General features: G+C 64.4%; 21 protein-coding genes. 16 read left to right on the plus strand and 5 right to left on the minus strand.

Annotated features, from left to right (window positions below; genetic code table 11):
* The 3 genes from QOC76_RS03250 to QOC76_RS03260 all read right to left on the minus strand — a co-directional run.
* Window positions 1-1,365 (minus strand): class I adenylate-forming enzyme family protein (locus tag QOC76_RS03250; RefSeq protein ID WP_526354116.1); only part of this gene is annotated, 1,365 nt, incomplete at its 3' end.
* A gap of 122 nt (window positions 1,366-1,487) precedes the next feature.
* On the minus strand, window positions 1,488-2,279 hold the full coding sequence (locus QOC76_RS03255; protein WP_526354180.1) for an enoyl-CoA hydratase/isomerase family protein: 792 nt from the start codon (window positions 2,277-2,279) through the stop codon (window positions 1,488-1,490).
* A 28-nt stretch (window positions 2,280-2,307) separates the two neighbouring features.
* Window positions 2,308-3,288, minus strand: a complete 981-nt coding sequence (locus QOC76_RS03260) for a quinone oxidoreductase family protein (RefSeq protein ID WP_526354118.1) — start codon at window positions 3,286-3,288, stop codon at window positions 2,308-2,310.
* Between the two features lie 222 nt (window positions 3,289-3,510).
* Between QOC76_RS03260 and QOC76_RS03265 the strand changes: the two genes are divergently transcribed.
* A complete protein-coding gene (locus QOC76_RS03265; protein ID WP_526354120.1) occupies window positions 3,511-4,668 on the plus strand; it encodes a helix-turn-helix domain-containing protein in 1,158 nt (385 codons plus the stop codon).
* On the plus strand, window positions 4,665-5,744 hold the full coding sequence (locus QOC76_RS03270; protein WP_526354122.1) for a helix-turn-helix transcriptional regulator: 1,080 nt from the start codon (window positions 4,665-4,667) through the stop codon (window positions 5,742-5,744). The genes QOC76_RS03265 and QOC76_RS03270 overlap by 4 nt, the downstream gene beginning before the upstream one ends.
* A gap of 10 nt (window positions 5,745-5,754) precedes the next feature.
* On the opposite strand, the gene QOC76_RS03275 is transcribed toward QOC76_RS03270, so the two are convergent.
* Entirely contained in the window at window positions 5,755-6,555 is an 801-nt protein-coding gene (locus tag QOC76_RS03275; protein WP_526354124.1) for an SDR family NAD(P)-dependent oxidoreductase, read from the minus strand.
* 12 nt (window positions 6,556-6,567) lie between these two features.
* On the minus strand, window positions 6,568-7,467 hold the full coding sequence (locus QOC76_RS03280) for an alpha/beta hydrolase (RefSeq protein WP_526354126.1): 900 nt from the start codon (window positions 7,465-7,467) through the stop codon (window positions 6,568-6,570).
* A gap of 21 nt (window positions 7,468-7,488) precedes the next feature.
* Between QOC76_RS03280 and QOC76_RS03285 the strand changes: the two genes are divergently transcribed.
* The 14 genes from QOC76_RS03285 to QOC76_RS03350 all read left to right on the plus strand — a co-directional run bounded on the left by QOC76_RS03285 (window position 7,489) and on the right by QOC76_RS03350 (window position 21,088).
* The gene (locus tag QOC76_RS03285; RefSeq protein WP_526354128.1) at window positions 7,489-8,493 is read left to right on the plus strand and encodes a cytochrome P450; all 1,005 of its coding nucleotides are present in this window, start codon (window positions 7,489-7,491) and stop codon (window positions 8,491-8,493) included.
* 281 nt (window positions 8,494-8,774) lie between these two features.
* A complete protein-coding gene (locus QOC76_RS03290; RefSeq protein WP_526354182.1) occupies window positions 8,775-8,951 on the plus strand; it encodes a hypothetical protein in 177 nt (58 codons plus the stop codon).
* 340 nt (window positions 8,952-9,291) lie between these two features.
* Window positions 9,292-10,059: an MlaE family ABC transporter permease gene (locus QOC76_RS03295; protein WP_526354130.1), complete on the plus strand. Its 768-nt coding sequence runs from the start codon at window positions 9,292-9,294 to the stop codon at window positions 10,057-10,059.
* Between the two features lie 9 nt (window positions 10,060-10,068).
* Complete coding sequence (locus tag QOC76_RS03300) at window positions 10,069-10,923, plus strand: MlaE family ABC transporter permease (protein WP_526354132.1); 855 nt, start codon at window positions 10,069-10,071, stop codon at window positions 10,921-10,923.
* Between the two features lie 4 nt (window positions 10,924-10,927).
* On the plus strand, window positions 10,928-12,307 hold the full coding sequence (locus QOC76_RS03305) for an MCE family protein (protein WP_526354134.1): 1,380 nt from the start codon (window positions 10,928-10,930) through the stop codon (window positions 12,305-12,307).
* 31 nt (window positions 12,308-12,338) lie between these two features.
* Window positions 12,339-13,364: a virulence factor Mce family protein gene (locus QOC76_RS03310; protein WP_526354136.1), complete on the plus strand. Its 1,026-nt coding sequence runs from the start codon at window positions 12,339-12,341 to the stop codon at window positions 13,362-13,364.
* Window positions 13,361-14,716, plus strand: coding sequence for an MCE family protein (locus QOC76_RS03315; RefSeq protein WP_526354138.1), 1,356 nt, complete (start codon window positions 13,361-13,363; stop codon window positions 14,714-14,716). The genes QOC76_RS03310 and QOC76_RS03315 overlap by 4 nt, the downstream gene beginning before the upstream one ends.
* Window positions 14,713-16,071: a virulence factor Mce family protein gene (locus QOC76_RS03320; protein ID WP_526354140.1), complete on the plus strand. Its 1,359-nt coding sequence runs from the start codon at window positions 14,713-14,715 to the stop codon at window positions 16,069-16,071. Before QOC76_RS03315 ends, QOC76_RS03320 begins: the two co-directional genes overlap by 4 nt.
* A 38-nt stretch (window positions 16,072-16,109) precedes the next feature.
* Window positions 16,110-17,231, plus strand: coding sequence for a virulence factor Mce family protein (locus QOC76_RS03325; protein WP_526354184.1), 1,122 nt, complete (start codon window positions 16,110-16,112; stop codon window positions 17,229-17,231).
* On the plus strand, window positions 17,231-18,691 hold the full coding sequence (locus QOC76_RS03330) for an MCE family protein (protein WP_526354186.1): 1,461 nt from the start codon (window positions 17,231-17,233) through the stop codon (window positions 18,689-18,691). The genes QOC76_RS03325 and QOC76_RS03330 overlap by 1 nt, the downstream gene beginning before the upstream one ends.
* Before the next feature lie 31 nt (window positions 18,692-18,722).
* Entirely contained in the window at window positions 18,723-19,316 is a 594-nt protein-coding gene (locus tag QOC76_RS03335) for an Rv1363c family protein (RefSeq protein ID WP_526354142.1), read from the plus strand.
* Complete coding sequence (locus tag QOC76_RS03340; protein ID WP_526354144.1) at window positions 19,313-19,981, plus strand: hypothetical protein; 669 nt, start codon at window positions 19,313-19,315, stop codon at window positions 19,979-19,981. The genes QOC76_RS03335 and QOC76_RS03340 overlap by 4 nt, the downstream gene beginning before the upstream one ends.
* 12 nt (window positions 19,982-19,993) lie before the next feature.
* Window positions 19,994-20,383, plus strand: coding sequence for a DUF732 domain-containing protein (locus QOC76_RS03345; RefSeq protein ID WP_526354146.1), 390 nt, complete (start codon window positions 19,994-19,996; stop codon window positions 20,381-20,383).
* Between the two features lie 15 nt (window positions 20,384-20,398).
* Window positions 20,399-21,088: a CAP domain-containing protein gene (locus QOC76_RS03350; protein WP_526354148.1), complete on the plus strand. Its 690-nt coding sequence runs from the start codon at window positions 20,399-20,401 to the stop codon at window positions 21,086-21,088.
* Window positions 21,089-21,131: the final 43 nt, after the last annotated feature.

Consider the following 21,131-nt stretch of genomic DNA (forward strand, 5'->3'; position numbering starts at 1 on the left):
CCCCCCGCGAATGACAATGTCTTTGGTTCTACCGGTCACTCGCACGTAGCCGTCGTCGGTCATCACTCCCAGATCGCCCGACTTCGACAAGCCGTCAACAGTGAACAGGGCCGCGGTCTCCTCGGGATTGGCGAGATATTCGATCATGTGGGCCGGTCCGCGGTAGGCGATGTCGCCCTCGGTGCCGCGGGGCACTTCGTTCCCTTCGATATCGACGATCTTTACCTCTGCACCTGGCACCGCCGAGCCATCCGATGTCAGGGCCCGCGACACATCGTCGTCGACGAAACACGTGGTGGTGACCAGGTTTTCGCTGCGCCCGTAGAGGCTGAGTACCTTGATGTTGGGAAGCATTGCATTGGCCCGCTCGACGACCGCGGCGGAGATCGGCGCACCCGCACAAACCCACAACCGCAACTTGGACAGGTCGTGGCGCTCAGCGTCGTACTCGCACAGCAGCCCGTGCAGGAACGTCGGGGCGGTAACCGCTGCCGTGCAGCCGAAGCGCTGAATCTCTTCGATGCCGCGGGCCGCTTCCCACTCGGCCATCAAATGTGTCGCCGCCCCCGTCAGCAGCGGCACCAGCACGCTGGTGACCAGGCCGGTGGTGTGGGCGACGGGTGAGGGGCCGAACTGCACATCGGCCGCGCTGTAGCCGAACGGCGCGATGAGGGCTCGGGCGCCCGAACAGTAGGTGTTGAAGGTGTGCACGCACCCTTTCGATCGCGAGGTGGTGCCGGAGGTGTAGACGATGACGAACGGCTCGTCCGGCCCTGGCGGGTCGCCCAGTTCTGCACGGGCGCTGTCGTCGTCGGTGGCGGCCTCCAGACCGTGCAGGCTGAACACCCCGTCGTCGGCGTTGATGATGGCATCGGCGGCGCTGTCGGGCCGGGTGACGACGATCATGAGGTCCGGATGTTCCTGGCGCAGACCGAAATACATGTCGAGATAGTTGAACTTCTTGAAGGTCGACGGTGTGAAAACTCCCCGTATTTCGGCGTTGGACGCCACATAGCCGACTTCTTCGCGCCGGTAGATCGGCATGATTGGCACAGCGATGACGCCAAGTCGCGACAACGCGGCGAGCACTTGCACAAACTCCACCCAGCTCGGCAACTGCACGGCGGCGGTGTCACCCGCCCGCCATCCTTGCCGGTGCAGACCGACGGCGAGCCGCTGGGCGCCATCGAAGAGCTGCCGGAAGGTAAGCGAACGGGTTCCGTCGGTCGCGAACACCTTGTCGGGGTTGTCTTCGACGCGCCGGACCAGCAGGTCGTGGAATGTATCGGTCGACCACGATCCGGACCCGTAGTAGTCGTCGATCTCATGCTGGCTGTAGTGGTCGGTGTATGGGCTGGGCTTCATCGCGCTTCCTCGGCTCTCGGGATCCGCCGTCCGGGACTCGCACCGGAGGGCACCACTGCCTCGAATCGTAGAATGGTCAGACCGAAAGGGTAATCACTCGAAAGAGGGATAATTCGCCGCACTCAGGCATTGCGCCATCGTGGTGCACGTTTTTCCTTGAAGGCCAGCACCCCTTCGGCCAGGTCGTCGGTGGTTAAGGCCAGGGCGAGTTGGGCTTGCAGGTAGTCCAGCGCGGAGTCCAGCGGCAGATCTCGAGTCGCCGCTAACGCCCGCTTTCCCATGCCGAGCAGCATCGGCGATTTGCCGGCGATGTCGTCGACCCATTGGCGCACGGCGTCGTCGAACTCGCTGTCGGATACCACCTTGTTGACCAACCCGGCGGCGGCCGCCTCGTTGGCACTTAGCAGCCGCCCGGTCATCATCAGCTCATTGGCGACCAGCCGTCCGGTCGCGCGGAAGATCAATGCCGAGATCATGAACGGAAAGGCGCCGACGTTGATCTCCGGGCAGCCCAGCCGGACTGACTCCTTGGCGATGACGAGGTCGCAGGCCAAGGCGATGCCCAGCGCGCCGGCCAGCACGTCGCCGTTAGCAGCGCAGACGACCGGCCTGTCGATGCCTGTGAGCGTGCGATACAAGGCAGGAAATCGCGATAGGCCCGCGTACTTGGCGATCGTCGCGCGATCGTCGGCGAACGCGTCGAGATTGCCGCCGGACGAGAAGATCCGCGGGTGTGACGACGTCAGCACAATGACCCTGACTCGCGGGTCGGATGCCGCCTGCTGCAGCAGGTCGCTCAGCTGATCGAGTAGCGCGTCGGACAGCGCGTTGCGTCGCCCGGGGTCGTTCAGGGTCAGGTATGCCGCCAGCACGTCGCCGCCTGGGCCGGCTCGCTCGAGCTGGTAGGTGACCAGTTCGCCAGACTCCGTCACGGTGTGCCTCCTAGTCGTGGGTCAATACGCATTTGCCGAACGTGCGTCCCTGTTCGAGGTATTCGTGCGCTTCGGCCGCCCGGTCCAGTGGGAACTCGCGGTCGATCACCGGCGGACGCACCGAGCAGCGATCGACCATGTTGAGCAGGCCGGCGAAATCCCTGTCGCTGCCCATGGTCGTTCCGAGCAGATCGAATTGGCCGAAATAAAAGCTGCGGATGTCGATCGGGGCGGTCTGGGCGGCGTTGGCGCCGAGCACCACGAGCCGGCCGCCGGGCCGCAGCGCGCGCACGGACTCGCTCCAGCGGCCGACAGGGTCGAGGACCAGATCGAACCCGGCCTCCTTCGGCGACAAGGCACGGGCGCGTTCGGGCCAGTCCGTTTCGCTGTGCAGAACGCCGCCGTGGGCCCCTGCGGACACCGCGCGCTCGATGGTGTCATTCGATGAGGACGTCACCACAATGCCCGCTCCGGCGGCGACCGCAAGGGAGATCGCCATGGTGGCGATTCCGCCGCCGGCTCCGACAACCAGCATCGACTCACCCGAGTGGAGTCGTCCCCGGACGAAGAGGGCCCGGTAGGTCGTCACGCCGACCAACGGCAGCGCCGCAGCCTCGGCCCAGCTCAGGCCGGCGGGCTTGGGGGCCACGCAGTCAGCGGGCACGCTGACCAGTTCGGCGTAGGTGCCAGGAGTGTGGTCGCCCAGGATCTCCCAATCGCTACCGGGCGCGTCGTCGCGGTCGCCCCAGCAGAGCGACGGCAGCACGACCACGCTTTCTCCCGTGTCGGTGCGCACGCCGGCTCCGTCGGCGCCGATGATGTGTGGCAGCGGCGATCCGTACCGACCCTGGCGTACCAGGACGTCGTGCCAGTTCAGCGCGCTGGCCCGCAGCGCAACAGTCACCCAGCCCTGCCGTTCTGCCGGGGCGGAGAACTCGCCGGGACGCAACACCTCGGCGCCCCCGAACTCCCGCATGATCACAGCGTGCATTCCCACCTCCATATGGCCTGCCCATTAGACCGTTGCGTTGCGTTTAGCGGTGCACAAGGACGGGATGGGTGACGGGCGAGTTATTGACGCCGGCGTGATAGCCGTCTCTTTTGCCAATCCGTTGTGACATGGGCGACATGCCGCTATACTTTGGTTCAATGGTACCAAAGGTCTGACCGAATACCTTGGTCGGCCGTACTCTTCAGCAGAGAGGGGTGGGGGATGGTCTCGCCAACCGCCATAGCCGCCGGCACACAGGACTCGCTGGTGGTGGTGAAGCGTGCTGAGGCAGCGATTGCGGCCGCCGGCGACCACCTCGCGTTGCCGTCTGCCGACGTGCCACTGATTCCGTTGGGGTGCCAGTTGGACGATCTGCGGCAGCGCCTCGAGCAGCGGATTGCGCAGTCCCCCGAGCCGACGGACGATTCGACGGCAACTGCCGAGCTGTTGATCTCGATTCTCAGGCTGCAGTCCGAACTGCTCGATGACGACTTGTCTCGACGGGTGAGGTGCCTGACGGAGATCCGTAACGCCCTAGGCGAGCTACGAGGCCTGTCGCCGCGCGAGATGATCTACGCCGCCCCGGTGGTGCTGAGCCGTCAGTTTGGTTTCGCACGGACCATGATCTCCACTGTGCGGGGCTCGGTGTGGCTACCCCAGCACCTGTACATCGAAGACGAAGGGGCCGATCCCTACTCGCGACCGTTCCTGGACTACGTACACGGTGCCCACATCCAACTCGCGGACGCCCCGATGGAGACAGAACTCATTCGCAAGCGATGCGGAGCCTTCGTGCCGTCGCCGAAGGATGACAAACGCACGTTCAAGGAGCTCATCGACGTCTCGGGCTGCTGTGGCTATATCGCCGCCCCGATCACCGTTGGCGGCAGGGCAATTGGGATGCTGCACGCCGACCGTCCCGAACCCGACGGAGTGGTGACGATGGACCATCTCGACCAATTGGAGGCCTTCGCCGAGTGTCTGGCGGTGGCGTTCGAGAGCGCGGTACTTGAGGAGAAGGCCGCCCAACAACACGTTGAAGTAGAGAATCTGTGCGCCAACGTTGACGAACTGCTCAGGGGATCAACCCGACCGACGTTGTGGTCGGTGTCGGGCGCCACGCCGGGACAGCGACATGATGCTCACTATCGCCGCGATCTATCCGCCGTGCCCGCGTTGACGGCCCGCGAACGAGAGATCATGTCGTACGTGGCGACGGGGGCCACCAACGGGCAGATTGCCCGATGCCTGGTGATCTCGGAGGGGACGGTGAAGTCGCATCTGAAGCACATTGCCAAGAAGCTCAATACGTCCAGCAGGGCAGCCGCGGTCGCGGTCTATGCCGGCATCGCCACCGCTGTTACGGGAGGATCGCGATGAATACAGACACGATGGTGGCCAGGCTGAACGAACTCGACGCACAGCTTTGTAGCGCGGTCGGCATCTCAGGATCAGGCAATGCGACGACCGTGGATGAGGCCATCGCGATGGCCGCTGCCACCACCAATCGACTGTTGACCGGCGAACGCGGCATCCGCGACGACACCGCGCCGCCGGTGGGCCACGGTTCGTTGACCGTGTTCCTGCAGGCGCAGGTCGACGCGCGTGTGGTACGAGCCGGTCACGGCGGCAATGTGGTGCGCTCATTGACCGAGGGCATCCGTCGCGTGAAGAAAGCCGGATCGCTGCAAGGGCTTGGCCGTCAAGCCTGTGCTGAACTGTGCGAGGCGCTCGGCTTCGACAACGCGCTGTTGTCGTTCGTCGAAGACGACGGATTCGTCGTCGAAGAATCCGACCACTGCCTCGGCGGCCCCACCGTGATCCGGCGTCGTGGATGCGTGGCTGAACGGCACTGTATTCGCTTGGGCGACACCATCCGCACGAATGAGGACGACGTGCCCGCATCGCCCGGGTACCGGGACATGCTCGGTTCCGTGGACTATCTCGTCGCCCCGGTCGTCGCCCAATCGCGGGTGGTCGCACTCCTTCACGTGAGTCGCCGCAGCGAAGGCGGCCTTTGTACCCGTGACATCGATCTACTGGATACTTTCGCCTCTGCCTATTCGTTGCTTCATCAGCGAATGCTGAATACCGAACGGGTGCAGCAACAGCGCACGTCGATTGCCCGTGCGGCGGCGCGGCTGACCGAGGCGGCGGACCGCATCGCCGCAGCAGCCATCAGCCTCGATGTCGAATACGACAATCGTGACGAGCCCCCGACCATCGCGCCGGATTCCGCGCTGGCGGCCGCACTTTCGGACCGTGAACGCGAAGTGTTCGAAAGGCTGGTCCTGGGAGCCTCCAACGCCGAAATCGCGGACCAACTCGTCATCACGGTGGAAACCGTCAAGACACACGTGAAGAGAGTCCTTCGCAAGATCGGGGCCATCAACCGGTCGGAGGCGATCGCCCTCTACATGGAGGCCAGAACCGGGTCTAGGCGACGCAACCGGTAAGCGGCGGGGTTTATGCCGCAGAGATACCGCCGTTGACGCTGATTGCCTGCCCGGTCAACCGCGCGGCCCCGGGGCTGCACAGGAACACCGCCAGCGCGGCGATATCCTCGGCTGTTGGCACACCGAGATGCGCTTGCTTGGCGGCTCGCTCGAAGAGCTTTGCGCTGAACCCGTCGCTCGTGATGCGTTCGGTCGACGCGGTGCCGTAGACCAGCGACGGCGTCAGCGCGTTGGCGCGGATACCGTAGCGCTTCTCCTCGATGGCGATCGCCCTGGTGAACATCACGATGGCGGCCTTCGCCGCGCCGATGACCGTTTCGCCCGGGGTGGCGGTCTTCGCCGCGTCGGATGCCACGTTCACGATGACGCCGCGCCCGCGGCTACGCATGCCCGGCAGGACCTCACTGGCCATATGCATCGACGGCAGCGCCAGTTCGGTGAGTGCGCGAGCGATGTCGGCTGTCGGGATATCGATGAACAGTTCAGGCCGGACGTCGGCCGCGGTCGTGCACATCAAAATGTCGATACCGGACAGGATCTGGTCGGCCTCCGCCGCGACGGCGACTGCGGTGTTGGGATCGGTGGCGTCCCCGCCGAGAAAGTGCGCTTCTGCGCCCGATTCGGCGATCGACTTCGCGGCCAGCTGACCGCGTTCGGCGTTGCGGCCGACGACCACGATCCGCGGTACGCCGGCGGCGGCGAGCGCCAGGGCTGAGGCAAGGCCGATGCCGGCGGTGCCCCCCACGATCAGCGCAGAGCACTCGTCGAGGTCCTTGGGTGTGGGCCCGTCGGCCCGGGTGTCGTCAGTCATTGCACATCCTTGCTACGCGTCGTCGTGTACCGCCGGAAGCGCCGACACCCGCTGTAGCCACTTCAGAAGGTCGTCGATCACCTCTGTTCGGTTGGTCTCGTTGAGGATCTCGTGCCGGCCATCGTCGTAGACGCGGACGGTGACATCGGTAAGACCGGCGTCACGGTAACGGTCCACAAGTGCCCACAGAAGAGCGAGCTCCGCATTGACGGGGTCTTTAGATCCGACCGCTATATACAAGGGCAGGTAGTGCGGCATGCGCGCCACCTGCGCAGGGTCGGCGAGCCGCCGGGCACCGGCGAACATATCTTTGGCCGACGCGGCGTCGATGCCGAATCCACACAGCGGATCAGCGAGATAGGCGTCGACAATCGACTCGTCGCGCGAGAGCCAGTCGAAATCCGTCCGCGCCGGCTGGAACGGGGCATTGAATGCGGACAGGTCCAGGTCGCTGGAGAGGTCCAGGGCGGGTTCGAGTAGGTCGAGGGCGGCGGTTCCCGTGAGGGCGACGGCGTCGACGTCGGTGCCGTGGTCGAGCAGAAACTGTTGAGCCGCAAACGAACCCATACTGTGGGCGATGATTGCAACCGGCAGGCCGGGGTCGTCTGATTTCGCTTGGGCGATCACCAGATTCAGGTCGTCGACGAGTGCCGACCACCCCTGGGGTCCGAGGTGGCCGGGTTCGTCGCCGTTGGCCAGCGAGGCGCCGTGCCCCCGGTGGTCATGGCCGTAAACCACGAAACCCGCTGAGGTCAGCGCCTCGGCGATGTGGTCGTATCGGCGGAGGTGCTCACCCATGCCGTGGACCAGCACGACGACGCCCGCGACCGGCTGGCCGTCGCGGGCGGGCCAGCGGTATCCCGCGAGCTGCCTGCCGTCCGCGGACTCGTAGGTGAAGTTGTCGGGAGTCATCACCGCACGCCTTCCAGGGGTGTGGCCGTGGCGCCGTTTCGCCCGGGGTCGGTCTTGTCGAAGAACTGTTGTCATCGCTCCATCACGCCTGCGTTGTCGCCGCACAGCGCGGAACCCCACATCGCTTCGCCATTGATGCTGGACGTGACCGTCATCGCTCTTCCTTACACCAAACATTCGAATGGTCAGACCATATCGGCGGAGGGGGTCGGGGTCAAGGTCGATGTTCGCTGCGGGCCACGCCGGCTTCCCCCTTATCGAAATGTTCGGTCTCCCCGAGGAAGTCCGGCCAACCGTCGGGCACGCCGCCGACGAGATCGTGGCTGGGCCGAGCCGGTCTCGCTGTCCGGACGCGACGGCGGCCAGGTGCAAGTCGAGGCAACGATGCACATCCACCAGGTGGTGCAAGATCTGATTGCGCAACGGCGGAAGCAGCCGGCCAACGACTTGTTGACCAATCCCGTGCAGGCAGAGGCCGATGGCGAGAAACTGACCGACCTCGAATCAACGCCACGATGGTGCTTTTCGCCGTCGCAGCCACGACACCACCCGACACACGGCCAGTTTCGCGGTCAAGGCACTGACCGCTTTCCCCGATCAGCGCCAGTGGTTGTCGGAGGACTTCGAGGACGTATCAACTCGGCGACCGAAGAGTTTTTGCGCTGGGCATCAGTGGTGCTGAACTTCCGGCGCACCGCGGTCGCCGAATACGAGCTCAACGGGCAACACATCGTGCCGGGCGACAAGGTCGTCGTGATGTATCCCTCCGGCAATCGCGACGCCGAGATGTTCGACAACCCGGGCACGTTCGATCGGGCGCGCCAGCCCAACCCCCACATCGCCTTCGGCGGTGGAGGTATCCACCACTGCCTGGGCAACCGGCTCGCCAAATCGATGCTGCGATCATCGTTGCGTGAATCGCACCTGCCCAACTTCGTCGCCGGTGAGGCGACACTGATGAAAGCCAATTTCATGCGCGGCGTGGTCAGCCTGCAATTCGAGCCCAACCTGGTTTCCCAACCATGACCACCGCACCGCGCCCGATGACATCCACCCTCGACGCCCTTTCGCGCACCTCCGATCAGCTCTATGACGACCTGCTGCTCTGAGTAAACCGTCAAGATCCGTGCCGAGGCTCGGGACTTCGCGACGACTGTGCTGGCACCGCGCGCAGCGGAGCTGAATTCTGCAGAGGAGTCCAAGGCCGCATTCCCACGGGACATCCTCGACGCGACTCCGATTACAAGATTTCCCCGTTCGGGTTGAAGAGCGTGCTCATCGAGCATCCGGCGGTGGCCGAGGCGGCGGTGGTCCCGGCCCCCGATCCAACCCAGTTGGCAGTGCCCAAGGCGCATATCAGCTTGGCGGTGGGGTGGGCCCCGGTCAGGCCGCCGCCGATGCCATCTTCGCGCATGCACACCCCAACCTCGCGCCCTGCCAAAGCATCCAGCGGAGTTCATGGAGCTACCCAGGACGATCTCTGACAAGCTTCGGCGTGTCGACCTACGCGTTCGCGAGAACTCTTGTGAGCCCGGCGATGTGGCAGGTGAATACCGCGACCGGTGAGCCGGCTTTTGATGAGGCGGCTCCCAGGGAAACCAGCCCGGCCGCCCCGAGCGTGGAGATGATCGCCTGACACCGCCGTCAAATGGGTGGGGCCCGTGTGACTCTGACGAGGGACGCATTATCCCTCTTGGTGGAGCAGTCACCGTGCTGTCGCCTCGATAGCGTTCCGCCCATGTCGCCGGCTGACGAGAACAATCTGCAGCTGCGGGCAACACGGGCCGCCCGCACGCTGAAGGCCGTGTCGCGGAGGCACAGCTGATGACGACGTATCTGGCCGTCAAGCCGGTCCGCGCGATGGGCGGCTTCTTCGCGATGTCGCTGGACACCTTCGTGCAGATGTTCAAGCCCCCATTCGCCTGGAAGGAATACATACTTCAAAGCTGGTTCGTGGCACGGGTATCGGTCCTGCCGGCGCTGATGCTGACGATGCCGTATTCGGTGCTGCTGGTGTTCACGTTCAATGTCCTGCTGACCGAATTCGGTGCATCGGACTTCTCCGGAACGGGCGCCGCGATTGGCACGGTCAACCAGATCGGCCCGATCGTCACGGTGCTGGTTGTCTCCGGCGCCGGGGCCACCGCCATGTGCGCCGATCTGGGGGCGCGGACAATTCGTGACGAACTCGACGCGCTGCGAGTGATGGGAATCAACCCCATCCAGGCGTTGGTGGTTCCCCGCGTGTTGGCAGCTACAACCGTGGCCTTAGCGCTGTCGGCCACCGTAATCCTGGTGGGCCTGTCCGGCGCGTTCTTTTTCTGCGTGTATGTCCAGCACGTCTCGCCGGGTGCGTTCGTGGCGGGTCTGACGCTGCTCACCGGCATGGCCGACGTCATCGTCTCGCTGGTCAAGGCGACGCTATTCGGGATGGCGGCGGGCCTGATCGCCTGCTACAAGGGCATCTCGGTCGGCGGTGGTCCGGCCGGTGTCGGCAACGCGGTCAACGAAACCGTCGTGTTCACCTTCATGGTGCTGTTCGCGATCAACATCATCGTGACCGCCGTCGGTATCCAGTTCACGGTCCAATGAGGTGAACCCATGACGCCTACCGTTCCGAGCAGGCTACATCCGCGGCTGCGGCGCACGGCGAAAAGCATTGTCAGCGAGTGGAACCGGATCGGATCGCAGGCTCAGTTCTATGGCAAGACACTGATGTCGATTCCCGATGCGGTCGTCAACTATCGGACAGAGCTGTGGCGGCTCATCGCACAGATGGGGTTGGGTGCCGGGGCGCTCGCGGTCGTCGGTGGAACTGTTGCGATCGTCGGCTTCCTAACGATCACCACGGGCGCCCTGGTGGCTGTGCAGGGATACAACCAATTGGCGTCTGTCGGGTTCGAAGCCCTGACCGGGTTCGCGTCGGCGTTTTTCAACGTCCGGCTGATCGTGCCGGGAACGACGTCCGTCGCCTTGTCGGCGACCATCGGTGCCGGCGCCACCGCCCAGATCGGCGCAATGCGGATCAACGAGGAGATCGACGCGCTCGAGGTGATCGGTATCCGGAGCGTCACCTACCTCGCATCCACCCGGGTGCTCGCCGGAATAGTCGTCGTGATCCCGCTGTACTGCGTGGCGGTCATGATGGCCTTTCTGGCCGCGCGCACCGGCACCACCGCCATCTACGGCCAAGGCTCCGGTGTGTACGACCACTACTTCGGCACCTTCCTCAACCCCACCGATCTGATCTGGTCGTTCTTCCAGGTGGTCGCGATCGCGGTGGTAATCATGTTGGTACACACCTACTACGGGTACAACGCGTCCGGTGGGCCTGCCGGGGTCGGTGAGGCCGTGGGCCGGGCGGTGCGTACCTCAATGGTGATCGCGGCGGTCGAAATCGCGTTCATCTCGCTGGCCGTCTACGGCCAGTCCGGCAACTTCAACCTGGCTGGCTAGCGGCATGGAACCCGGCCCAGGAGACCGTCGCATCCACCCCGGGTGGTGGGCCCTGATGCTGTTCGGGTTTACCGCGCTGTTCCTCGTCGTGACATCGGCGTTCTTTGCGGGCACGTTCAACTCCTATGTGCCGGTGACGCTGACGTCGGATCGGTCCGGGATCATCATGGAGACCAACGCGAAGGTCAAGATGCGTGGCGTCCAAGTGGGTCGGGTCAGCGACGTGTCCACTGCCAAGAGCGGCGCCAAGCTGACGCTGGAGATCAGTCCCGACCAGATCCGGTACATCCCGGCCAACGTCGAGGCGAAGATTGACGTCACCACGGCGTTCGGCGCCAAGTTCGTCGACCTGGTGTATCCGGACAACCCGAGTAAAGAACGGCTGGCTGCCGGCGCGGTGCTGCGTTCGACGAATGTCAGCACAGAGGTCAACACGGTCTTCGAAAACGTCGTCGACCTCGTCAAAATGATCGATCCGGCGAAGCTGAACGCGGTGCTGACTGCGGTGGCCGACGCGGTGCGCGGACAAGGCGAACGGATCGGCGAGGCCACCACCGACCTGAACCAGGTGTTGACGGCGCTCAACGACCGAAGTGAGATCATCCGCAAGGACTGGCGCTCGTTCAAGAACTTCAACGACACCTACGCCGCGGCCGCCCAGGACATCCTGACGGTGTTGGATGCCGCCAGCACCACCAGCAGCACGGTCGTGAAGAATTCGAGCTCCCTGGACAGCTTGCTGCTCAACGTCATTGGTTTCGGGAACGCCGGGACCAACCTGCTTGCGACTAGCAAGGACAACCTCGTCGCATCGGCCGACGTTCTCGAGCCCACCACGAACCTGCTGCTCAAGTACAGCCCCACCTACACGTGTCTGCTGCAGGGCCAGACGAACAACCTGAAGGACGGGGCCTATTCGGTGTTCGGCGGAGCCGACGGACGGACGCTTCAATTCGACGTCGCGCTGTTGCTCGGCAACGACCCGTACGTGTATCCCGACAATCTGCCGGTTGTCGGGGCCAAGGGGGGACCGGGCGGGAAGCCGGGGTGTGGGTCGCTGCCGGATGTTTCGAAGAACTTCCCGGTGCGCCAGCTCGTCACCGACACCGGGTGGGGGACCGGCGTGGATATTCGGCCCAACCCTGGCATCGGGCATCCGTGCTACGCCGACTGGTTCCCGGTGACCCGCGCGGTGCCCGAGGCGCCCACCATCCGCCAGTGCATCCCCGGGCCGGCAGTCGGGCCGGTTCCGTATCCGGGAGCGCCGCCGTACGGCGCGGCGCTGTATGGGCCGGGCGGGGTTCCGCTGTGGCCGGGCCTGCCCCCGGCGGGGCCCGAGCCGGGGCCGGCGCAACCCGAAGAGAACGGCCAGACGCCACCGTGATCGCCGACGAAATACCGACGCAGGAGAAGACGTGCAGAATCTGAGAGGCGCGGCGTGGCGCCTTGGTATCTTCCTTTCGATTTGCCTGCTTGGCGCATTCGTGCTGGTGACGGTCTTCGCGCAATTTCGGTTCGAGAAGGGCAGGAGCTACGCCGCCGAGTTCACCAACGTCTCCGGATTAAGGGATGGCGACATCGTCCGGATCGCCGGGGTGGAGGTCGGCAAGGTTCAGAAGATTTCCGTCAACCGGGACGCGACGGTGCGTGTCGAGTTCTCGGCCGACGACTCGGTGGTCCTCACCGAGGGATCCCGGGCGATCATCAGGTACGACGACCTGATCGGTAACCGCTTCCTGGCGCTCACGGAAGGCGCCGGGGGAATCAAGACCCTCAAGCCCGGCGACACGATTCCGGCTAACCGCACCGAACCCGCATTGGACCTCGACGCCCTGATCGGTGGCTTTCGGCCGCTGTTTCGTGCCCTCGACCCGAACCAGGTCAATGAGTTGACCGGACAGTTGATAGGGGCGTTTCAAGGACAGGGCCCCACGATCGGGTCGTTTCTGAACCAGGCGGCTGCGGTTACCAACACGCTGGCCGACCGAGATCTTCTGATCGGGCAGGTCATCGACAACCTCAACGTGGTGTTGGGGTCGCTGGGCGGCCAGAGCGAGAGGTTCGACAAGGCGGTCACGTCGCTGTCGGAGCTGGTCGGTGGGTTGGCGCAACGCAAGACCGATCTGACCAACGCGGTGGCCTACATCGATGCCGGCGCCGGTTCGTTCGCCGACTTATTTTCTGACGTTCGCGAACCGTTCCAAAGAGTGGTTAACGAACTCGACCGCGCCTCGGGCATCGCGGTGGCCGACCACGAATACCTCGACCGTTTCCTGGACCAGCTGCCAGACAAGTATCGGGAGCTGAACCGCCAGGCGATGTACGGCGACTTCTTCAGCTTCTACCTGTGCGATGCGGTGCTCAAGCTCAACGGCAAGGGTGGCCAGCCGGTGTACGTAAAGGTCGCTGGTCAGACCACAGGGCGGTGCGCGCCGAAATGAAATCGTTCTCCGAGCGCAACCCCGTGATCATCGGCCTCATCGGCATCACCGGAGTGGTCGCGATCGCACTGGCGGCGCTGAATTACCAGAAGCTGCCGTTTTTGAACCAGGGCAAGAACTACTCGGCCTATTTCGCCGATGCCGGAGGTCTGTTCACGGGTGCATCCGTCGAAGTCTCCGGCTACCCCGCAGGAAAGGTGTCAAGCATTGAACTCGACGGCTCTCGCGTTTTCGTCGAGTTCTGGCTCGACAAGGACATTCATGTGGGGGACCGCTCCGAGGCCAGGATCAGAGCCAAAAGTCTTCTGGGCACCAAGGTGCTCGAGGTGCTGCCCCGCGGTGAGGACTCACTCGTCAGCACCATCCCGATCGACCGGACGCAGTCGCCCTACCAGTTGCCCGACGCCCTTGGGGACTTGGCCACCACCATCGGCGGCCTGAACACCACGCAGCTATCGCAATCGCTCGCAACCCTGGCGCAAACGTTTTCCGACACCCCGGAGGAGGTGAAGAGCGCAGTGCAAGGCGTGGCGCGGTTCGCGCAAACGCTCAACGAGCGCGATGCCAACCTGCGCAGGCTGCTCGAGAACGCCGCCAAAGCGACGGGAGTGCTGGCCAAGCGCACCGACCAGGTGGTCAGCCTGGTGAGGGACACCAACGCGCTGCTTGCGGAACTGCAGACGCAAAGCGCCGCATTGGATCAGATCTGGCATAACGTCTCCGCCGCGGCACAGCAACTCAAGGGATTCATCGAAGAGAATCGGCAAACACTGCGGCCGGCTCTGGACAAGCTGAACGGCGTGCTGGCGATCATCGACAATCGCAAGGAGCGCGTGCAACTGGCCATCAAAGGGCTCAACACCTATGCCATGTCGCTTGGTGAATCCGTCGGCTCGGGCCCCTTCTTCAAGGCATACGTGGTGAACCTGCTGCCCGGTCAGTTCGTCCAACCGTTCGTCGATGCTGCATTCTCCGACCTGGGACTGGACCCGGCCACACTCCCGCCGTCCGAGTTGACCGAACCGCCGACCGGCCAGCCCGGCACCCCGCCGTTGCCGGTGCCGTACCCACGCACTGGTCAAGGCGGCGAGCCCCATCTGAACCTGCCCGACGCGATCACCGGCAACCTCGGAGATCAGGGGTGCGGTCCGCCCGGCTTGCCCCTGCCGGGCCCTACTGGCTGCTACCCGTATCGCGAGCCGCTGCCTGCCCCACCGCCCGGCGGCCCCCCGCCTGGGCCGCCTGCCCCGTCGCCTCCTGAGCTGCAGTCCACGCCGGAGCCGACACCGGCGCCGGTGTATGTGCCCGCGCCGGGCGAGGTTCCGCCCAGTCGGCCGGGAGGTCAACCATGATGAGCAGGCTGATGTCCCGCACCACCCTGGCGGTCGCGCTCGTCGTGGTGATGATTCTCGGGGTGATCGTCGGCGTGCGTGCCACCGGTCAGGGTGCCCGAACGATAGTCGTCGGCTACTTCGATAACAGCACCGGGGTGTTCGCCGGCGACGATGTGCGCATCCTCGGCGTGCCTGTGGGCAAGGTGGAAAAGATTGAACCGCAGCCCCAGCGGGTCAAGATTTCTTTCTGGTTTGATCGCAAGTTCAAGGTTCCAGCCAACGTCAACGCCGTGATCTTGTCGCCACAGCTGGTGACGGGTCGGGCCATCCAGCTGACGCCGGCATATACCTCTGGTGCGACGCTGCAAAACGGTGCGGAAATCCCGCAGAGCCGCACCGCCGTGCCGGTCGAGTGGGATGACGTCCGCGACCAACTTCAGCGGTTGAACGAACTGCTGCAGCCCACCAAGCCGGGCGGCGTGAGCACGCTGGGTGAGTTCATCAACACAACCGCCGATAATCTGCGCGGGCAGGGCGCCACCATCCGCGACACCGTCATCAAGCTGTCGCAGACGTTGTCCGCACTCGGCGACCACAGCAAAGACCTGTTCGGCACCTTGAAGAATCTGTCGACGCTGGTGTCGGCGCTACACGACAGCACCGATCTACTCGAGCAGCTGAACCGCAACCTGGCGTCCGTGACATCGCTGTTGGCCGACGATCCGAACAAGGTCGGCCTGACAATGGAGGACCTCAACGCGGTTGTCGGCGATCTGCAGAGCTTCTCCGCGGACAACCGCGAGGCGCTCGGCACCACGTCCGACAAATTGGCGTCGATCACCACGACGCTGGTCGGCAGCCTCGACGACATCAAGCAAGCGTTGCATCTCGCGCCGACGACGCTTCAGAACTTCAGCAACATCTACGAGCCGGCCAATGGTTCGTTTACCGGCGCGTTGGCAGTCAACAACTTCGCCAACCCGCTCGCCTTCATCTGCGGGGCGGTGCAGGCCGCCTCCCGGTTGGGGGCCGAGCAAGCCTCGAAGCTTTGCATGCAATACCTGGCGCCGATCGTGAAGAACCGCCAATACAACTGGCCGCCTTTGGGTTTCAACCCTTTTGTTGGGGCACAGGCCCGACCCAATGAGCTCTCGTATAGCGAGGACTGGATGCGGCCGGACAACGTTCCTCCCGCCGTTCCGGCAGGCCCGAGTGCGCCACCTTCGCCTGCCCAGGGTCCGCCGCTGCCCGCCGAAGCGCCGGCGCCGCTCGCCGCAGAAGCACCGCCACCGAATGCGTCGCCTCCCCCGACGGTCTCGACCGATCCAACCGCAGGCCTGCCCGGCATGATGGTTCCCTCCGGAGGTGGCTGATGAGAATCATCGGCCGACGCCGCACCGCGGTGAGCCTGATGTTGATCGTGGCCGTGGCGATATCTGGTTGCGCAGAGTGGCGCGGGCTCAACACGTTGCCACTCCCCGGTACGCAGGGCACCGGTCCAGGCTCCTTTGTGATCCAGGCACAGATGCCCGATGTCAACAATCTGCAACAGAACTCGCGGGTGCGAGTCGCCGACGTGACCGTCGGCAATGTGACGAAAATCCAACGCCAGGACTGGCATGCGTTGGTGACCATGCGCCTCAATGGTGATGTCAGCCTGCCCGCTAACGCGATGGCCAAGCTCGGCCAAACCAGCTTGCTCGGCTCGCAGCACATCGAGCTGGCACCTCCGACAGACGCCCCGCCGCAAGGCAAGCTGCACGACGGCTCAGTGATTCCGTTGGCGCACAGCGATTTTTACCCCACCACGGAGCAGACGCTAGCGGCCCTCTCATCGGTGCTCAACGGCGGCGGGCTAGGCCAAGTCCAGGACATCACTGAGGCGTTCAGTACGGCTTTCCGGGGGCGCGAGAAAGATCTCCGAAGCCTCATTGAGCAACTGGACAGGTTCACCGCGTACCTCAACGACCAGACCGGGGATATCATCGCGGCCTCCGAGAGCCTGAACCGCCTGGTCGGACAGCTGGCCGAGCAGCAGCCCGTCGTGGATCGAGCGCTCGAGACCATCCCCGATGCGCTGGCCGTGCTCAACCAACAGCGAGAAAACCTTGTCGATGCGGCCGACCGGCTCGGCAAATTCGGCGCCCTGCTCACCGACACCGTCAACAAATCCAAAGAGAACGTGGTCAAGATATTGCAGGAATCGGGACCGGTTCTGCAGTCCCTCGCCAACGCGGGCCCGAGCCTCACACGGGCGCTGAGCGGGATTGCCACCTTCCCATTTCCGAACGAGACGATCGAAAAGTGGCAACGGGGTGACTACGCCAACCTGACGGCGATCGTCGACCTCACGCTCAGCCGCATTGACGCCTCCGTCTTCACCGGGACCCGGTGGGAATGCGATTTGACCTGGTTGGAACTGCAGTGGGGCCGAACCATCGGTCAATTCCCGAGCCCATGCACCGGGGGCGGCCCGCCGAACGGCGCCGGCAACCCGCTGACCATTCCATACCGCTGGGATCAGGGGCCGTAATGCATCTACACAGACGGGCCAAGATCCAGCTGGCCATCTTTGCCGTGATCTCGCTCGTCGCGCTCACATTCATGTCACTTCAGTTCATGCAGCTGCCCGCCAAGATTTTCGGTGCCGGCCGCTACACGGTGACGGTGGAACTGCCGCAAGCCGCAGGCCTCTATGGCAGCAGCAACGTCACCTATCGCGGCGTCGAAGTGGGCCGGGTGGAATCGGTGAGGCTGACCGACACCGGCGTCGCGGCCGTGCTTTCGCTGAAATCCGGCATCGACGTTCCGTCGGATTTGAAGGCCGAGGTGCACAGCCAATCGGCGATCGGCGAACAGTACGTCCTGTTGCTGCCCCGCAACGCCACCTCGCCGCCCCTTAGGAACGGGGACGTTATTCCGCTGGCCGACACCAGCGTGCCCCCCGACATCAACACAATCCTCAGCCAGGTGGTCGCCGGGCTGAAGGCAGTGCCTAAAGACAACCTCAAGACCGCCATCGACGAGTCCTACACAGCCGTGGGCGGGCTGGGCCCAGAACTGAGCCGCATCGTCAACGGCTCAATCGACCTGTCGATCGAGGCGCGAAAGAATCTCGACCCCCTGATTGCGCTGATCGATCAATCGAGTCCGGTTCTCGATTCGCAGACCAACACGTCCGATTCGATTAAGGCATGGGCGTCGAACCTGGCCACGGTGACCAGTGAGTTGAAGACCCACGACCAGGACGTTGCCGGCCTTCTGGTGAACGGCGGCCCAGCGTTCGGGGAGGCCCGCCAGTTGGTTGAGCGGCTGCAACCCACCCTGCCGATCGTGCTTGCCAATCTCGTCAGCGTCGGCCAGGTCGCGCTCACTTACCAAGCCAACCTCGAACAGTTGCTGGTGCTGCTGCCCCAAGTTACGGCCGAGGCCGGTGGCACTTTCGTGGCGAATAGGAACACCAAGCAGGACTACCGGGGCGAGTACCTCAGCTTCAACCTCAACCTCAATTTGCCGCCGCCGTGCACCACCGGCTTCCTGCCGGCCCAGCAGAGGCGGGTGCCCAGCTTCGAGGACTATCCGGAGCGCGCGCCCGGCGATTTGTATTGCAGAACACCGCAGGACTCGGCGTTTAACGTGCGCGGCGCCAAGAACACCCCCTGTGTGACGAGGCCAGGCAAGCGCGCACCCACGGTGAAGTTGTGCGAAAGCGACGAGCAATACCTGCCACTGAACGACGGCTACAACTGGAAGGGCGACCCCAACGCCACGTGGACGGGCCAGGATATCCCGCAGCTGCCGCCCGGGTCGCCGCCGGCTGCGGCTCAGGGGCCGCCCGCTCCTGCGCCGCCGCCGATTGCCGCCGCCCAGTACGACCCGGCCACCGGCACATATGTCGGGCCGGACGGAAAGGTCTACAAACAATCGGATTTGGTCCAAGGTGCGCCGGGGGAGAAGACCTGGCAGACGATGCTCACGCCGCCCGGAAGCTGATGACTCAAACGACTGTGAAGGAGGCGATGCTATGCCGGTCGCGACCGATTCCGAACTAGATGACGAGGCCGTCGACGTTCTCGACGACGCCGCCGAGTCGGCCGAAGAAGGCTCAAACGTCACACCGTCCCGCCGGTCCGAAGGGTCCTCGGTGCGGCTCGCGATGTTACTCGGCGTGGCCATCGTCGTTGTGTTGGCGACGTTGGTGGGCTGGTACGGATTTCGTGTCCACCAGGCACAGCAAGCCCAAGTACAGCGAAGCCTAGTTCTGCAGGCAGCGAGGCAGGGCGTGGTGAACCTGACGACGATCGACTGGCAGCACGCCGACGCAGACGTCCAGCGGATTCTGGACGGGGCGACCGGGCAGTTCCACGACGACTTCGCCTCGCGTGCAGGGCCGTTCGTCGATGTGGTCAAGAAGGCCAAGTCGATCACGGTCGGCACCGTGACGGAGGCCGGGCTGGAATCGGAAACGGCCGACACAGCCCAGGCTCTGGTGGCCGTGACCGTGACGACTTCGAATGCCGGCACAACCCAGCCGGAACCGCGGGGCTGGCGGTTGCGCGTCTTCGTGCAGGAGGTCGGCGATCAGGCCAAGGTCTCCAACGTCGAGTTCGTGCCATGAGGTGGCCGACGCGTCGCGGCGGCGAGGAGACGGATGCAGACGCGGTGGAGGAAGCACCTGACATGCAAACCGACACTGTGGCGGCGGACGAGACCGGCTTCAGCGAGGCGACGGCCGAGGTCGAGATCGAGGTCGAGGTCGAGGAGTCAGAAGACGATAACCGACCGACGAGAGCAGGGCGGCGTATCGGCTGGCGGCGGGCGATGGCATACGCGGTGTTGCCCGCGGTGGCGTTGCTGCTGGCATCGGCCGCCGGGTTCCTGAAATATCAGAACTACTCGCTCGGCGACCCTGACCCAGCCCGCGAGTCGGTGCGGGTGGCGACCGACGGCACGGTGGCGCTGCTGTCGTACCGGCCGGAGACGGTGCAGAAGGACCTCGAGGCCGCGAGGAGCAGACTGACCGGGACGTTCCTGGACACGTACACAAAACTGACCCACGACGTGGTGATCCCGGGAGCGCAGCAGAAGCAGATCGGTGCAGTGGCCACCGTCCCGGCGGCCGCATCGACATCGGCGACGGCCACCCACGCCGTGGTCCTGCTGTTTGTCGACCAGACGGTCACGATCGGAAAGGACGCGCCGACCAACACGGCGTCAAGCGTTCGGGTCACTCTTGACAAAGTCGACAACCGGTGGCTCATCTCCCATTTCGATGCGGTCTGAGGCCCACCGGCGATGAAGGACAGATCCGCATCTCGTGGTACGCGGCGGGCGGGCGCGTTCTTAGGTTGTGCGGCGCTATTCGGTGGCGCGGCGGTCGCGGTCAGTCCCTGCGCTCGCGCAGACGTGGTCGCCTATCTGGTCAACGTGCATGTGCGGCCCGGCTATAACTTTCCCAATGCTGACGCAGCCCTGAGCTATGGATACGGGATCTGCGACAAGGTGGCGGCCGGCCGCGGCTTCCCTGAGGTCATGGCGGACGTGAGGGCTGACTTCAATACCTCCGATGATTACCAGGCCTCGTACTTGATTTCACAGGCTGTGAACGAACTCTGCCCCGCGCAGATATGGCAATTGCGGAACTCAGCAGCGCATTACCAGTCGCCCCCCGGCGTCACCCCATGACAAAAGGAGACGGACATGGCGTATCGGTCGCTGACACTGCCTGCCTTGCTGGTTGCCTCCGGGCTCGTGCTGGGCGCGCCCGCCGCACATGCCGACGGCGACGACAACACACTCGTACCCAACAACAAGCGGCTCAACGACGGCGTGGTCGCCAACGTCTACACCGTTCAGCATCAGGCGGGCTGCACCAACGACGTCAAGATCAATCCGCAACTGCGACTGGCGGCCGAGTGGCATACCAGAGATGTACTGAACAACCGCGACCTCGACGGCGACATCGGGTCGGACGGGTCCACGCCACAAAGCCGGGCCGAGGCCGCCGGCTATCGCGGCAAAGTGACGGAAACGGTGGCGACCAATCCGGCGTTGGCGATCAGCGGAGTCGACATCATCAACCAGTGGTATTACAACCCAGCCTATTTCGCCATCATGGCCAACTGCGCCAACACCCAGGTGGGGGTGTGGTCGGAAAACAGCCTGGATCGCACCGTTGTGGTGGCCGTGTACGGGCAGCCTGAGATACCCGTCGAGAACCGACCGCTTGGACCGGAAGTAGGGCTTCCGCCTGGAGTGGTCCTCGCGGAAAACTCTCCGCTCGATCCCAATCCGGACTACGACGGCAGCGACGAGATCGAATACGGCCTCGACTGGTTCCCGTGGATCCTGCGTGGCGTGTACCCGCCGCCCGCATATCCGCCGAACTAGGGGAGGCGTCACAAGGCCCTCGGACCTGCGATCAGCTACCGGC

The sequence above is a fragment of the Mycobacterium sp. genome, from assembly GCF_032159565.1.
Taxonomy (GTDB): domain Bacteria; phylum Actinomycetota; class Actinomycetes; order Mycobacteriales; family Mycobacteriaceae; genus Mycobacterium.